General features: G+C 75.3%; 11 protein-coding genes and 1 pseudogene. 10 read left to right on the top strand and 2 right to left on the bottom strand.

From position 1 onward, the window contains the following. Positions 1-54: 54 nt before the first annotated feature. From KI385_RS17250 to KI385_RS17280, 7 genes are all read left to right on the top strand, one after another. Positions 55-1,239 (top strand): glycosyltransferase family 4 protein, encoded by a 1,185-nt coding sequence (locus KI385_RS17250; protein ID WP_425357078.1) that lies wholly within the window; start codon positions 55-57, stop codon positions 1,237-1,239. After that, positions 1,236-2,738 (top strand): exopolysaccharide biosynthesis polyprenyl glycosylphosphotransferase, encoded by a 1,503-nt coding sequence (locus tag KI385_RS17255; RefSeq protein ID WP_238573089.1) that lies wholly within the window; start codon positions 1,236-1,238, stop codon positions 2,736-2,738. Before KI385_RS17250 ends, KI385_RS17255 begins: the two co-directional genes overlap by 4 nt. After that, complete coding sequence (locus KI385_RS44600; protein WP_425356917.1) at positions 2,735-3,088, top strand: hypothetical protein; 354 nt, start codon at positions 2,735-2,737, stop codon at positions 3,086-3,088. Before KI385_RS17255 ends, KI385_RS44600 begins: the two co-directional genes overlap by 4 nt. 78 nt (positions 3,089-3,166) lie before the next feature. Next, positions 3,167-4,426, top strand: a complete 1,260-nt coding sequence (locus KI385_RS17265; protein WP_238573090.1) for a glycosyltransferase — start codon at positions 3,167-3,169, stop codon at positions 4,424-4,426. Between the two features lie 8 nt (positions 4,427-4,434). Next, complete coding sequence (locus tag KI385_RS17270; RefSeq protein WP_238573091.1) at positions 4,435-5,172, top strand: YveK family protein; 738 nt, start codon at positions 4,435-4,437, stop codon at positions 5,170-5,172. A gap of 375 nt (positions 5,173-5,547) precedes the next feature. Then, complete coding sequence (locus KI385_RS17275) at positions 5,548-5,859, top strand: hypothetical protein (RefSeq protein ID WP_238573092.1); 312 nt, start codon at positions 5,548-5,550, stop codon at positions 5,857-5,859. A 55-nt stretch (positions 5,860-5,914) separates the two neighbouring features. Further along, entirely contained in the window at positions 5,915-7,210 is a 1,296-nt protein-coding gene (locus KI385_RS17280; RefSeq protein ID WP_238573093.1) for an NAD(P)-binding domain-containing protein, read from the top strand. A gap of 121 nt (positions 7,211-7,331) precedes the next feature. On the opposite strand, the gene KI385_RS17285 is transcribed toward KI385_RS17280, so the two are convergent. Next, entirely contained in the window at positions 7,332-7,823 is a 492-nt protein-coding gene (locus KI385_RS17285) for a hypothetical protein (protein ID WP_238573094.1), read from the bottom strand. A gap of 221 nt (positions 7,824-8,044) precedes the next feature. Between KI385_RS17285 and KI385_RS17290 the strand changes: the two genes are divergently transcribed. Beyond that, entirely contained in the window at positions 8,045-9,481 is a 1,437-nt protein-coding gene (locus KI385_RS17290) for an NsdA family TPR-like regulatory protein (RefSeq protein ID WP_238573095.1), read from the top strand. Positions 9,482-9,503: 22 nt separating this feature from the next. On the opposite strand, the gene KI385_RS17295 is transcribed toward KI385_RS17290, so the two are convergent. Next, complete coding sequence (locus KI385_RS17295; RefSeq protein WP_128504725.1) at positions 9,504-10,097, bottom strand: histidine phosphatase family protein; 594 nt, start codon at positions 10,095-10,097, stop codon at positions 9,504-9,506. A gap of 234 nt (positions 10,098-10,331) precedes the next feature. On the opposite strand from KI385_RS17295, the pseudogene KI385_RS17300 reads away from it, so the two are divergent. Continuing rightward, positions 10,332-11,613 (top strand): annotated as a pseudogene (locus KI385_RS17300) (hypothetical protein). Beyond that, positions 11,604-13,154 (top strand): hypothetical protein, encoded by a 1,551-nt coding sequence (locus KI385_RS17305; protein ID WP_238573096.1) that lies wholly within the window; start codon positions 11,604-11,606, stop codon positions 13,152-13,154. The pseudogene KI385_RS17300 and the gene KI385_RS17305 overlap by 10 nt, the downstream one beginning before the upstream one ends. Positions 13,155-13,162: the final 8 nt, after the last annotated feature.

The following is a 13,162-nucleotide window of genomic DNA, read 5'->3' on the forward strand; positions in this document are numbered from 1 at the left end:
CCGCACATCCCGCGGAGAGTTCTGTCAGCCCGGTAATCAGGGGAGCAGTGCGTGCTGACGCAAGACCTGCAGTCCCAAGAGCGGCCCACGGTGCTCCATGTCTCCCAGCCCGTCGACGGCGGGGTCGCCCGGGTCGTCGCCGACCTGGTGCGGGCCCAAGTGGCGGCGGGACTGCGGGCCGTGGTGGCCGCGCCGCCCGGCGGCGGGCTGCACCGGGAGGCCGTGGCGGCGGGCGCCGAGGTCGCCTCCTGGCCCGCGCACCGCTCCCCCGGGCCCGCGCTGGCCGGTGAGACCGGGCGGCTGGCCCGGCTGGTCCGGCGCCTGGGCCCGGACCTCGTCCATACGCACAGCGCCAAGGCCGGGCTCGCCGCCCGGCTGGCGGTACGCGGCCGGATCCCGACGGTCCATCAGCCGCACGTCTGGCCCTTCGAGGGGGCCGGCGGGCCGGTGGCGGGGCCGGCGCTCGGCTGGGAACGGTATGCCGCGCGCTGGGCGCACCGGGTGCTGTGTGTGAGCGAGGCGGAGCGGCTGCGCGGGATCGAAGCGGGTGTGCCGGCCCGGTGGGCGGTGATCCGCAACGGTGTGGACCTGGACCGCTACTCCCCCGCGTACAGCGATGACGCGGCCCGGCGGGCACTGCGCGGCGCGCTGCCCGCACTCAGCGGGCTGGCGCCGGACGCGCCACTGGTGGTGTGCGTGGGGCGGCTGTGCCCGCAAAAGGGCCAGTCGGTGCTGCTGCGGGCGTGGCCCGCGATCGGCGCGGCCGTCCCCGACGCCCGGCTGGTGCTGGTCGGCGACGGGCCGGACCGGGAGCGGCTGCATGCGGCCGCACCGCCCGGTGTGCGCTTCGCGGGCGCGACCGAGGACATCGTCCCCTGGTACCGGGCGGCGGATCTGGTCGTCCTGCCGTCGCGCTGGGAGGGCATGGCGCTGCCCCCTCTGGAGGCGATGGCCTGCGGCCGCCCCGTAGTGGTCACCGATGTGGGCGGGGCCCGGGAGAGCCTGCCGCCGGAGGCCCTGCCGCACGCTCTGGTGCCGCCCGCGGACCCGTCCGCCCTCGCCCGGGCCGTACGTGACCTGCTGACGCATCCCCGGCTGCGCCTGGCGCTGGGCCGCCGGGCCCTGGAACACGTACGGGCGGGACACGACGTGCGGCGCACCGCGGCGGCGGTCCTCGACCTGTACGGCGAACTGCTCGGTGTGCCGTGCACGGAAAGCAGGGAGCGGATCAGGCGATGACGACGGAGAGCGCGGATGCACCTCATGCCGCCCGGGTCCTGCCCCCGTCGGCGGCCCCCCGGCCGGCGACCGTCGCGGTCCATCCGCCGCGCGGGCCGGGCCTGGAGACCCTGCCGCCGCCCCGGCCCGGCCGCGGCGTACGGCGGCGGACCGTCGCCCCGCTGATGGCCGCCGACTGCCTTGCCACCACGGGCACCGCGCTCCTCGTGCTGGGCCCGGACACCCCGCCGACGCTGCTCGGCGCCATGGCCCTGACACTGCTGCTGCTCCACGCCCGGGCCGGGCTCTACCGTCCCGGGCCCGCGCCGAGCGCGCTGGGCGATCTGCCGGCGCTGCTGGGCCGGGCCGCCGTCTGCTGGTGCGCGACGGCCGCGGTGGTCGCCGCCGTACGCCCCGGGCAGGCGCTGCCGCTTGCCCTGCTGGTGTGCGCGGTGGCGGCGCACACCGTGCTGGGGTGCGGCGGCCGGGGCGCGGTCTACCGGGCGCGCCGCGGCGCCGCCCGCCGCACACCCCGCGCGGCGCTGATCGTCGGCACCGACCCGGCCGCGCGGCAGCTCGCCGCCGCACTGCACGCCCACCCCGAGTACGGGATGAGCCCGGTGGGCCTGGTCACGCCGTCGTCGATGCTGCCCGCCGTGCCCGACGCGCCCCCGGCCGGCGTCGGACTGCCGCTGCCGCGGCTCACCTCCGCACAGGACATCACCCGGGCCGTCATCCAGCACACCGTGCGGGACGCGGTGTTCACGCTGCCGCCGTACGCCGACCCGCACACCTTCGCGCTGCTGCGCCGGTTCATCGACCAGGGCTCGGCCATCTGGCTGGCCGGCGCCGCGGCCGCCCGCGAGGGCCGCCCGCCGCATCCGGACCCCGACCACCTGTGGGGCTTCGCCTGCCGGCCGCTGGACACCGCACCGCCACGGCACGGCAGTTGGGCCAAGCGGGCACTGGACATCGTGCTGGCCGCGCTCGCGCTGGTGGCCGCGGCCCCGGTGCTGCTGGGCTGCGCGCTGGCGGTGCGGCTCGGCGACGGGCCGGGGGTGATCTTCCGGCAGGAACGTATCGGCCGCGGCGGCCGCGGCTTCACCCTGCTGAAGTTCCGCACGCTGCCCCCCTGCGACGCGCACGAGGCGGCAACGCGGTGGAGCGTGGCGGACGACGGCCGGATGACCCGGGTCGGCCGGCTGCTGCGGCGTACCTCGCTGGACGAACTGCCTCAGCTGTGGAACGTCCTGCGGGGCCATATGAGCCTGGTCGGACCGCGTCCGGAGCGCCCCTTCTTCGTCCAGCAGTTCACCCGGAGCTACGCCGAGTACGGCGCCCGGCACCGGATGCCGCCGGGCATCACGGGACTTGCCCAGGTACACGGGCTGCACGGTGACACCTCCATCGAGGACCGGGCCCGCTTCGACAACCTCTATATCGACAGCTGGTCGCTGTGGCAGGACATCCGGATCATGCTGCGCACGGTGGCCTGGCTGTTCCGGCTGGAGGACAGATGAGCGCGGGCGCGCCGGCGTCCACGCTGAGCCGTACGGCCGTGCCGGTCCTGAGCGGAGTCCACCGGTATCCGACCGCGACCGGTGCCTCTTATATAGGGCGCGCCCTCCGGGCGGTCGGCACCTTCGGCCCGCTGGACGTCATGGGGACGGCCACGGTCGTCGGGTACGGCCTGACGGCCGCGCTCGCGCTCGCGCTGGGCCTTACTCCGGATGCCGGTGCGCCGCGCCGGCTGCGGCCGGCCGCGCCGCTGGTGCCCGTCGCCTTCGCCGGTACCGCCTTGACCGTTCGGGCCCCCGAGGTCCGGCCGTTGCTCGTCGCCGTCAAAGGAAAGCTCGCCCATGCCCGTTGAACCTGCGCCGCCCCGCGCCCCCGCGCCCGTCCCCGCCGAAGAGACCACCACCCCGGCCGCCACCACTGGAGGCATCAGATGAAGGTTCTGCATGTCATCACGGGCCTCGACATGGGCGGCGCCGAGCAGCAGCTGCGTCTGCTGCTGCGCCGGCTGCCCGCGCAGTGCGAGGTCATCACCCTGACCAATCCGGGCGCGGTCGCCGAGGGCATCGAGGCAGACGGCACGCCCGTCACCCACCTCGGCATGACCGGCAACCGCGATCTGACCGCGCTCCCCCGGCTCACCGGACTGATCCGCGGCGGCGGTTACGACCTGGTGCACACCCACCTCTACCGGGCCTGTGTCTACGGCCGGATCGCCGCCCGGCTGGCCGGCGTACGGGCCGTGGTCGCCACCGAGCACTCCCTGGGCGATGCGGTCATCGAGGGCCGCCGGCTGACCCGTGGCGTGCGCACGCTCTACCGGGCGACCGAACGGCTGGGGACGGCGACGGTCGCCGTCTCGGACACCGTCGCCGCCCGGCTGCGCCGCTGGGGCGTGCCGGAGCAGCGGATCCATGTGGTGCCCAACGGCATCGAGGCGCACCGCTTCGGCTTCGACCCGGCCGCCCGCGCCCTGGTCCGCACCCGGCTCGGGCTGCCGCTGGACGCCTTCGTGGTCGGCGGTGTCGGCCGGCTGGTGCCCGGCAAACGGTTCGATGTCCTGGTCCGGGCGGTGACCCAACTCCCGGGCGTACACCTGCTGTTGGCGGGCGAGGGGCCGGAGCGGGAGATGCTGCGGCGGATGGCGGAGCAGTTCGGTTCGGGCGACCGGATCCATCTGCTGGGCGAGCGCGGCGGCCCGGTCGACCCGGTCGCCGACGACGGGCCGGGCGCCGGGCCCGACATCCCCGGTCTGCTGGCGGCCATCGACGTCTTTGTCTCACCGTCCCCGGACGAGGCTTTCGGTCTGGCCGTCCTGGAGGCGCTCGCCTCCGGGCTGCATGTGCTGTACGGCAGCTGCCCGGCGGTGGACGAACTGCCCCAGGACCAGGCACCCGGCGCCCGCCGCTTCAGCCCCGGAGTCCATGAACTGGCCACCGCTCTGCGGGAGTTGCGGCGGCACGGGCCGGGCCGGCTGCCGGTCCCGCCGGTGGTGCGGCGCTACGACATCACGCGCAGCGCCGAGGCGCTGATGTCCGTGTACGAGCAGGCCGTGGCCGCCGCCCCGGCACGGTGGCGGAGCCCTGTGGCGGTGCCCCCGCCACAGGGCCGGGCCGTGGCGCTCGAAGCGCCGGGCGTATCGCTGCCGGATCCGGCCCGGCCGCCCGCCCCGTCCCAGCTCTCGAACAGGTAGGCCTCGCCATGGCCGAGAACATGCGGAAAGAGACGGCGACGGGAAGGGACGGGGCGACCGTGCCCGCACCGGGAGCGTGGCGGGCGGGCGGCCGGCTGCGGGCCCGGCTGCGCCGGCTGCCGCGCTGGTGGCCGCTGCCGCTGTGCGCGCTGCTCGGCGCGGCCGCCGGCGCGTCGTACGGGCTGCTGGAGCCGCCTCGGTACACAGCGACCAGCTATGTCGTGGTGGTGCCCGCCAAGGGCTCCGACCCCGCCGGCACGCTCGGCCTCGCGCAGGCCTACGGCCGGGTCGCGACCGGCGGGGAGGTGCTCGCCGACGCACACCAGGCCTTCGGCGTACCGATTGCCGCGCTGCGCGGCGGGGTGCGCGCGATGACCTCGCCGGACGCCCCGATGATCGAGGTCACCGGCACCGCGCACGATCCGCGCACCTCGGCGAAGCTCGCCAACGCGGTGGCCCGCTCGCTGACCCGGACCGCCAACGACACGGCCGCCCGTACCGGCGCCGCGCTGCTGGTCCTCTCCCGCGCCTCGGCTCCGACCGACCCGGTCTCACCGTCCGTGCCGCTGTCCATCGGGGTGGGCGGCTGCGCGGGCGGCCTGCTGGGCGGTCTGCTGCTGCTCGTACGGCGGCGGAAGCGGCAGCAGGCGGAGCCTTCGGCCGGGCGCGCGGGGGTGGTCCCGGCGCCGGCGCCCGCCGCGGCCGCCTCGGGGGCGGTACCGGCGGCCGGGGAAGCCGTGCGATGACGACCGCGCCGTGCCGCGACCCGGAGCGGTTCGCCGCGCATCTGGCGTGCGCCACCCGGGAGTTGGCCGGCAACGGTGATGCGATGCCGGCCGGGTGCCGGATGGACGGCCGGGCGCGGGCCGCCGGTGCGGCCGGTGGTGGACACGAGAGGACCGGCGGCGAGCAGACAGATCGTGATCGCCCCGATTGCGGTGCCCGCCGGTCTCCGGCTTCGCCGGGACATGGTGACTCCTCCGGGGACGCCGGAAGGTCAGCGCGCTGATCCCCTGACGGCGTTCAGGAGATAACCCGTACGGCCCGCCCGAACGCATTCTGATAGCCCATCGGTGAATCCCGTCCCCCACACGGTCCATCGAAGTGAAGGCTTCCCCACCATGTCGTCGTTCGATACCGATGTGCCCGTACTGCTGCTCCGCCTCGATCCCCATCCCTTTCCTCACGGCACCCTCGGCGCGATCGGATCACCGGGCCGGGCGGGAATCGAGGTCCATGCCGTGGTCGAATCGGCGCGCGGTCCGGTGGGCCGGTCCCGGTACCTGCACCGGGCATACGAACTCCCGGCCGGGACGGTGGCGCCCGCCCCGTTGCCGGACATGCCGCGCGATATCTCCGACGGCATCGGCAGACCGGCCGTCCCCCTTCCCCTGGACGACCGTGGCGCGATCGCCGCGCCTCAACAGCCGTGACGGCCGCGGGCCCTGACATTGACGACCGCACGATGAGAAAGAGCAGGAAACACCCATGTACGACCTGGTGGTGGTGGGCGCCGGCCCCTACGGACTCTCGATCGCCGCACACGCGGCGGCGGCCGGACTGCGGCTACGGGTCCTGGGCCGGCCGATGGCATCGTGGCGCGACCACATGCCCGACGGCATGCTCCTCAAGTCCGAGCCCTGCTCCTCCAATCTGTCCGACCCGGCCGGCGGCCACACCCTGGCGGACTACTGCGCCGCCCACGACCTCACCGCCGAGCACGGCGTCCCGCTGCCGCTCGACACCTTCACCGCGTACGGCCGATGGTTCGGCGAGCGGGCGGTGCCCCGGATCGAGGAGGTCACCGTCACCGCCGTACGCCCGGACGACGACGGCTTCCAGGTGGAGACGGACACCGGGGAGCTGATCTTGGCCCGGAACGTCGCGCTCGCCGTCGGCGTGATGCCGTTCGTCAATCGCCCCTGGCCGCTGCTCGAACTGCCCCCGGAACTCGCCTCGCACAGCAGCGACCACCGCGATCTGCGCCGCTTCGCCGGCCAGGACGTCACCGTGATCGGCTCCGGGCAGGCCGCGCTGGAGACCGCGACCCTGCTGGCCGAACAGGGCGCACGGCCCCGCGTCGTGGCCCGCGCCGACCGGCTGCACTGGGACACCGTGCCGCAGCCGCTGGAGCGCGGCTTCCTGCGCGCGCTGCGCGACCCGCACTGCGGATTGGGCACCGGCTGGCCGAGCTGGGTGTGGTCGGAGATCCCCTGGGCGGTGCGCCGGCTGCCCTCTGCCACCCGGGTGCAGATCGCGGAGACCGCGCTGGGCCCGGCCGGCGCCTGGTGGCTGCGGGAGCGCTTCGAGCCCACGGTGCCGGTCCTGCTGGGCCACCGGATCCGGGCCGCGGCTCCCCATGGCGAGGGGGTGCGGCTCCATCTCACCCATACGGATGGCCGCACCGAGACCCTGGAATCCGCCCATGTGGTGGCGGCGACCGGCTTCACACCCGACCTCGGCCGGCTGCGGCTGCTCCACCCCCGGGTGCGCACCACGCTGCGGACGGTGGGCGGCAGCCGCGCCCCCGAGCTGAGCTCCGGCTTCGAATCGTCCTGGCCCGGCCTGTTCTTCGCGGGGCTGCTGACCGCGCCGTCGTACGGCCCGTCGATGCGCTTCGTGTACGGCGCGGCCTTCACCGCGGCACGGCTGCTGCGCGGCGTACAGCGCCGGCTCGGTGACCGGCGCGGCACCGCCACCATCCCCCGGCCGGCCAGGAACGGCGTACCGGTCGCGGCGAGCGGTCCCGCACCGGACACGACGGCCGGCGAACCCGCGCACTGACGGAGTCGCGCCCCGTCCCACGCCTGAGGGGCCGCCCCCCCCGGGGCGGCCCCTTCGACGCGTCAGGTCTGACAGGTCAGGCCGCACAGGTCGGGTCTTTGAGGTTCTACAGGTCACGCGCTCACTGGCAGCGGTCGACGGCCTCGATGGTCCGGGCCGCCTCGCCGAGCGCCGCCCGCAGCACGGCGGGGTCGGTGGCGGCGGCGCCCGCGCCCTCCGGGGACACCAGCCAGCCGGTGCCGGTCACCGGGGGCTCCACCGTGACCCCTTCGTCGCACAGCGCGCCCAGCGCGATCCCGCGCCCGTAGGTCTGGGTGCATGCGCTGCCCGGCACGTCCCAGCCGTCCGCCGTGCCCGGGGGCACCAGAAAGCCGAGGGTGTCGCAGGCGCCGTCGTGCAGGACCGGGCCGACGCCGTCCCGCAGCCGCAGGATGTCCACGGCCTCCAGCCCCTGCCGGGCGGGCACCGTGACAAGGTCACAGGGCTGTGCCACCACGACGGGTGCCCCGCCGACCGGGACGATCTGCCCCCGCCCGTCGCCGGCCTGGCCCGCGGACCCGCTGCCGCCCCTGCTCACGCCGGTCTCCCACACGGAGAACCCCTCCTCCTGCACGCGCCACCCTTTACACCGAGTTCAACGGTCAGGCGTGTCAACAGCTACGGCGGCGTAACGCTGCAAAGGATGGCAGTTCATGGCAGATCACGCGCGAGATATCCGATTTGTAGCCAAACTGTGCGTATCGGAGCCGTCACAGCCGGTACGGTCGTCCCGCCGCACCGCCAGGAACGGCATCGCCACAAGATGGCACGGAGAGGGCACGGAGAGGGTCCGCCATGGCGTCGCCAACAGCAAGATCAGCGTCGTCCCGCACCGTACCCGCTCGCCCGAACATCGCCTTTCGACAGCTGCGCGGCCGGCTGTCACCCGGCGAGTTCGCGGCGGCGGTCCGACGGTCCGCCCGTGAGATCGGCGAGCAGGTCTCGTGCGACGCCCGCTATGTGGGGCGCGTCGAGTCCGGGGAGATCCGGTGTCCGAACTACGCCTACGAGCGGGTGTTCCGGCACATGTTCCCCGGGCTGACGCTGCCCGACATGGGGTTCGCGTCACGCGAGGCGGTACGCGGACGGGGGGCGCGTACGGCGGCGGTCAGCGCCGCGCCCCTGGCAACCGACCCCGACCACCGCGATACCTGTATCCAGATCTGCGAGGAGAGCGACGTGCTGCGTCGCGCGTTCATCACCGGCGGCCCGGCCGCAGCCCTGGGCATTGCCGCCCTGCACCCCATCGAGGCCGCTGCCGCCGCCACATCCGCCCCTTTCCCGGGCCCGCGTACGCCGCCCGGCGGCCGGGCCGGTGCTGCCGAGGCCACCGCCGTCGAGCAAGCCGTCCGCCAGATCCGACTGCTGGACGACCGGCACGGCGCGGAGGGCATCTACCGCCTCGCCACCCAGCCGCTGCGCGCCGCCTACGAACTGCTGGACTCCGATGTGCAGCGCCGCTCGGTCTCCGACCGGCTGCACGCCGGAGCGGGTGAACTCGCCATCACCGTCGGATGGCTGGCGCACGACTCGGGCCGTTTCGACGACGCCCGCTCGCACTACGCCGAGGCGCTGGCCACCGCCCGGGTCTGCGGCGATGCCGCCCTGGAGGCGCACGCCTTCTGCAATACGGCCTTTCTCGCCCGTGATGCCGGCCGGCCGCGCGAGGCGGTGCGCGCCGCGCAGGCCGCACAGCAGGCCGCCAAGCAGCTCGCCTCACCGCGGCTGTTGTCGCTGCTGGCGTTGCGGGAGGCGGGCGGCTGGGCGGGGCTTTCGGACCGGGCCGGCTGTGAGCAGGCGCTGGCCCGGGCCGAGCGGCTGTTCGCGGTCGGGCCGCGGGACGGCGACCCGGAGTGGATGACGTTCTACGGCGAGGCCGAGCTGGCGGGCCTGGAGGCGCAGTGCTGGGCGGCGTTGGGCGACGCGGAGCGGGCGGCGGACCACGCCCGCCGGGCGGTGGCTCTGCAGGATCCGCACTTCACCCGCAACATCGCCCTGTTCACCGCGGAGCTCGCGGCCGATCTGGCGGCCTCCGGTGCGCCGGAGGAGGCCGCCGTGGCCGGGATGCAGGTGCTGGCGCTGCTGGAGCAGGTCCGCTCGGCCCGTATCCGTACGATGCTCGACGGCACGGCCCGCAGACTGCGGGCGCACCGGGACAGCGCTCCGGTCGCCGGGTTCCTGGCGCGGCACGCGGAGTCGGCCGGCGCCCCGACGGCCCGTCAGCAGGCCTGAGGCGCGGCCGCCGGCGGCTCCGTCAGCCGAGGTGCCCGGTGTCGTTCCAGCGCTCGATCGCGGGCTCCCCGTAGGCCCAGCCGAGCACCGACAGGGACGTCGGCTCCAGCCGGATCCGGGCGCCGAAGGAGATGTCCAGGCCCAGCCAGCGGGCGCCCAGGGCGCGCAGGATGTGGCCGTGGGCGAAGACCAGCACATCGCGGTCGGCCGACCGCGCCCAGGCGACGACCTCGTCCGCCCGCGCGGCGACCTCGGCGAGCGTCTCCCCCTCGGGCACGCCGTCGCGCCAGATGAGCCAGTCCGGCCGGCCGGCCTTGATCTCGGCCGGCGTCAGACCCTCGTACGCGCCGTAGTCGACCTCCATCAGCGCGTCCCACTCGTGCGCCCGGTCGCCGAAACCGGCCAGTTCGCAGGTCTCCTTGGCGCGTACCAGGGGGCTGGTGCGGACCTCGACGCCCGGCAGGCCGTCCCAGGGGGCGCGGTGCAACCGCTCGCCCAGCAGCTTGGCGCCGCGCCGGCCCTCGTCCAGAAGCGGGATGTCCGTACGGCCGGTGTGCCTGCCGGAAAGGGACCACTCGGTCTGCCCGTGCCTGGCCAGGAATATGCGCGCTGCCATGGGTCGTACCTCTCGCCGATTTCTCGGCTGATCGTTGCTCGGTGCGGGCGGCATTGACCGCGGGCCTTCCATCATCGCGCATCGGGTCGATTTGTCCGTGGGCGGGGAGGCCGCCGAGGCGTCGCGGCCCTGCCGGGAAGGCACCACGGCGCCCCGCCGAGGACCTCGCGCCATACGGCGCTCACCCCGGGACAGACGGCACGCGTGCCGCCGATTCGCGGCCGGGCGCCCCGCATGTCAGTGCCGGATGCGAGACTTCCGCAGGTGAACGTTTCCCGCGACAGTCGACCCGCGTCGGCCGCCCCTCCGGGGGCGCCGCCGACGCCGACGCCGAGCCTGCGCCAGAGGCTCACCGAGCTGCGCGGTCCCGGTGTTCGCCCCCGCTCCCTGGACGCCCGCGCGCTCGCCGCGCTGGCCGCCAACCCCGGCTGCCGGCGCCGCGCACTGCTGGACGGCGCGGGCATCGACAAGGGCGCGCTGGCCCAGGCGCTGGGCTCGCCCGCGGCATACGGCCAGTCGCAGTTCGCGATAGTCCGGGGCAATGCGTTCGAGGCCCGGGTGAAGGGCGACGGCGGCACGGAGCTGCTGCGGCTGCTGCACGAGCGCCTGGCGCCCGGCACCCCGCCGCCCGAGCCGGAGACGGTCGCCACCCCCGATCTGTCCGCGGCCGGTCCCGAGGGCCGGGCGGCCCTCGGCGCTGGCGCTGCGCGAGGCGACCGCGGCCGGCGGCTGGGCGCTGCTGGACCATCCGATGCTGGCCGTCGAGGTGGCCGGCTCGCCGGCCTATGTGGAGCCGGATGCGGTGGTGGTGCATCCGGACGGCAGCTGGACGGTCGTCGAGATCAAGTCCTTCCCGATGATCGACGGTTCGGCGGACGCCGCCAAGGTGGGCGCCGCCGCGCGCCAGGCGGCGGTCTATGTGCTGGCCCTGGAGCCGGTCGCGGGGCATGTCGGCGCGCACACCGGCCGCGCGGTCCGGGTCCGCGACCGGGTGCTGCTGGTCTGCCCGAAGGACTTCTCCAACCTCCCCACGGCCGCGGCCGTCGATGTCCGCAAGCAGCTGGCCACGACCCGCCGGCAGCTGGCCCGCCTCACCCGGGTCGAGGAGATCGCCGCCACTCTGCCGGCTGAGACCACCTTCGACCTGCGGCTCACGGACGACGGCACGGCGACCCGTCCGCCCGAGGAACTGGCGAAGGCCGTCGAGACGGTCGACGCGGCCTACGCCCCCGAGTGCCTGGCCGCGTGCGAGCTGGCCTTCCACTGCCGTAAGCGGTCCCGTCAGGACGGCGCGGTGGAGGCGCTGGGGCGTGGCGTACGGGGCGAGTTGGGCGGGCTGCGCACCATCGAAGAGGTGCTGGCGGCGGCCGGCCCGGAGGACGCGAGCGGCCTCGGGGCCTCCGATCCGGACGATCCGGCCGTGGTCGCGCTGCGCCGGGCCGCCGCGCTGCGTGCCGAGGCGCTGGCGGGCACCGCGGTGCCGACGCAGCGGACGGAGGAGGCGGGATGTCGCTGATCGAGACGCTGGCCAGGATGGAGGCGGTGGCGGCCGGCCGCGCCCGGCCGCGGTGCACGGTCCGCCACCGCCATCTGTCCGAACGGCCACTGGTCTTCGTCCCGTTGACCACCGCGGGCGAGGCCGGCGCCCCGCTGGGCGCGCTGGTCGGCACGGACCGCGAGAAGCCGGCGCTGCTGGCCGTTCCGCAGCCGCGCGACCGCGATCTGCGGTTCGCGTTCCTCGCCGAGCTGGCCGAGACGGTGCTGCCGTATGTGGACGGCTTCGCCGACGCCATCGAGTGGGAGGAACGCAAGGAGACCGACCCGGAGACCGGCAAAAAGGTCCCGGTGCAGGTCGAACTGTGCGCGGACGCACCGCAGTTGATCGTGCCGAGCGCCGCCGGTATCGAGTACGTACGACTGCTGGGCCGCTCGATGCGCTTTCGGCGGACGGCCGAGCAGGAGCCGGAGGCGCCGTTTCCCGCGCCGCCGCATGTCCCGCTGCTGGGCCGCTGGCTGACCCACTTCGGCGAGCGGGCCCGGGTCCCGGGCGCCGGTCTGCTGCTGTCCATGACGGGCCTGCTGACCCGCCATTGGGCCAGTGGGCAGAGCGTGCTGGAGGACCAGCATCTGGGTGCGCTGCTGGCCTGGATCGACCCTCCGCCGGGGCTGTCGGGCCGGGAGGCGGCCGAGCGCGCGGAGTCGGCGCGTGACACGGCCGGACAGCTGCTGTGCCCGCCGGCCGGCCCGGCCACCGACCCGGCGTTCGACAACCGGCTGCTCGCCCCGGCGATGGCGCGTTACGACGCCGGGCTGCCGGGCGCCGAGGACGAGCTGCGCACCCTCGTCGAAGGTCAGCTGCGGCCGACCTGGGACGCCGTGTGGCAGGGCATCGATCTGCTGCGCGCGCTCCCGGTGGGCGCGCGGGTCGCCGACCGCTGGAAGCGTGACCGCTGGTCGTACACGGCGCACCGCGACCGGGTGCGCGCCGGGGAGCCGCCGCAGCCCAAGCAGGACGATGCGGTCACCGCCGCGCAGAAGCTCTCCGCGCGGGAGAGCGCGCAGGCCCAACTGGACGCCCAGGAAGCGCTGGACGACCCGTTGGTGATGGCGGGGCGCCGGCTGGCCGGCGAGGCGTTCCAGGGCACGGTCATCGACGTCGAGATGGCCATGTCCGAGGGCCGGCGTCCGATGCCGCGCCCACTGGTCACGCTCCGCACGGCCGACCGCCCCCATCTGGCCGAGGGCGCCAAGCTCTACCGCCCGCTGGCGGACGGCAGGACCCAGCCCGGCGAGTTCTGCGCGTACGCGGCCGAGGAGCCGGGTGTGCTGGTGGTGCGGCTGACGGGCGGGATGGGGCGCGGGAAGACGCCGGAGCCCGGTTCGGTGCCGGAGCCGGCCGACGTGGTGTGCTGGACGCTGTTCGAGCACGCCCCGCGCGGCGGCCCGGAGCTGCCGGACCCCGAGGACATCCCCTGGACCCACGGCGGCCCGCCGCCCGCCGCCGGGGATTCGCCGCACGCCGCCCCCGACCCCGTGACCGCGGAGGACTTCCTGTGATCCGCGCC

The sequence above is a fragment of the Streptomyces inhibens genome (assembly GCF_022221585.1).
GTDB lineage: Bacteria > Actinomycetota > Actinomycetes > Streptomycetales > Streptomycetaceae > Streptomyces > Streptomyces inhibens.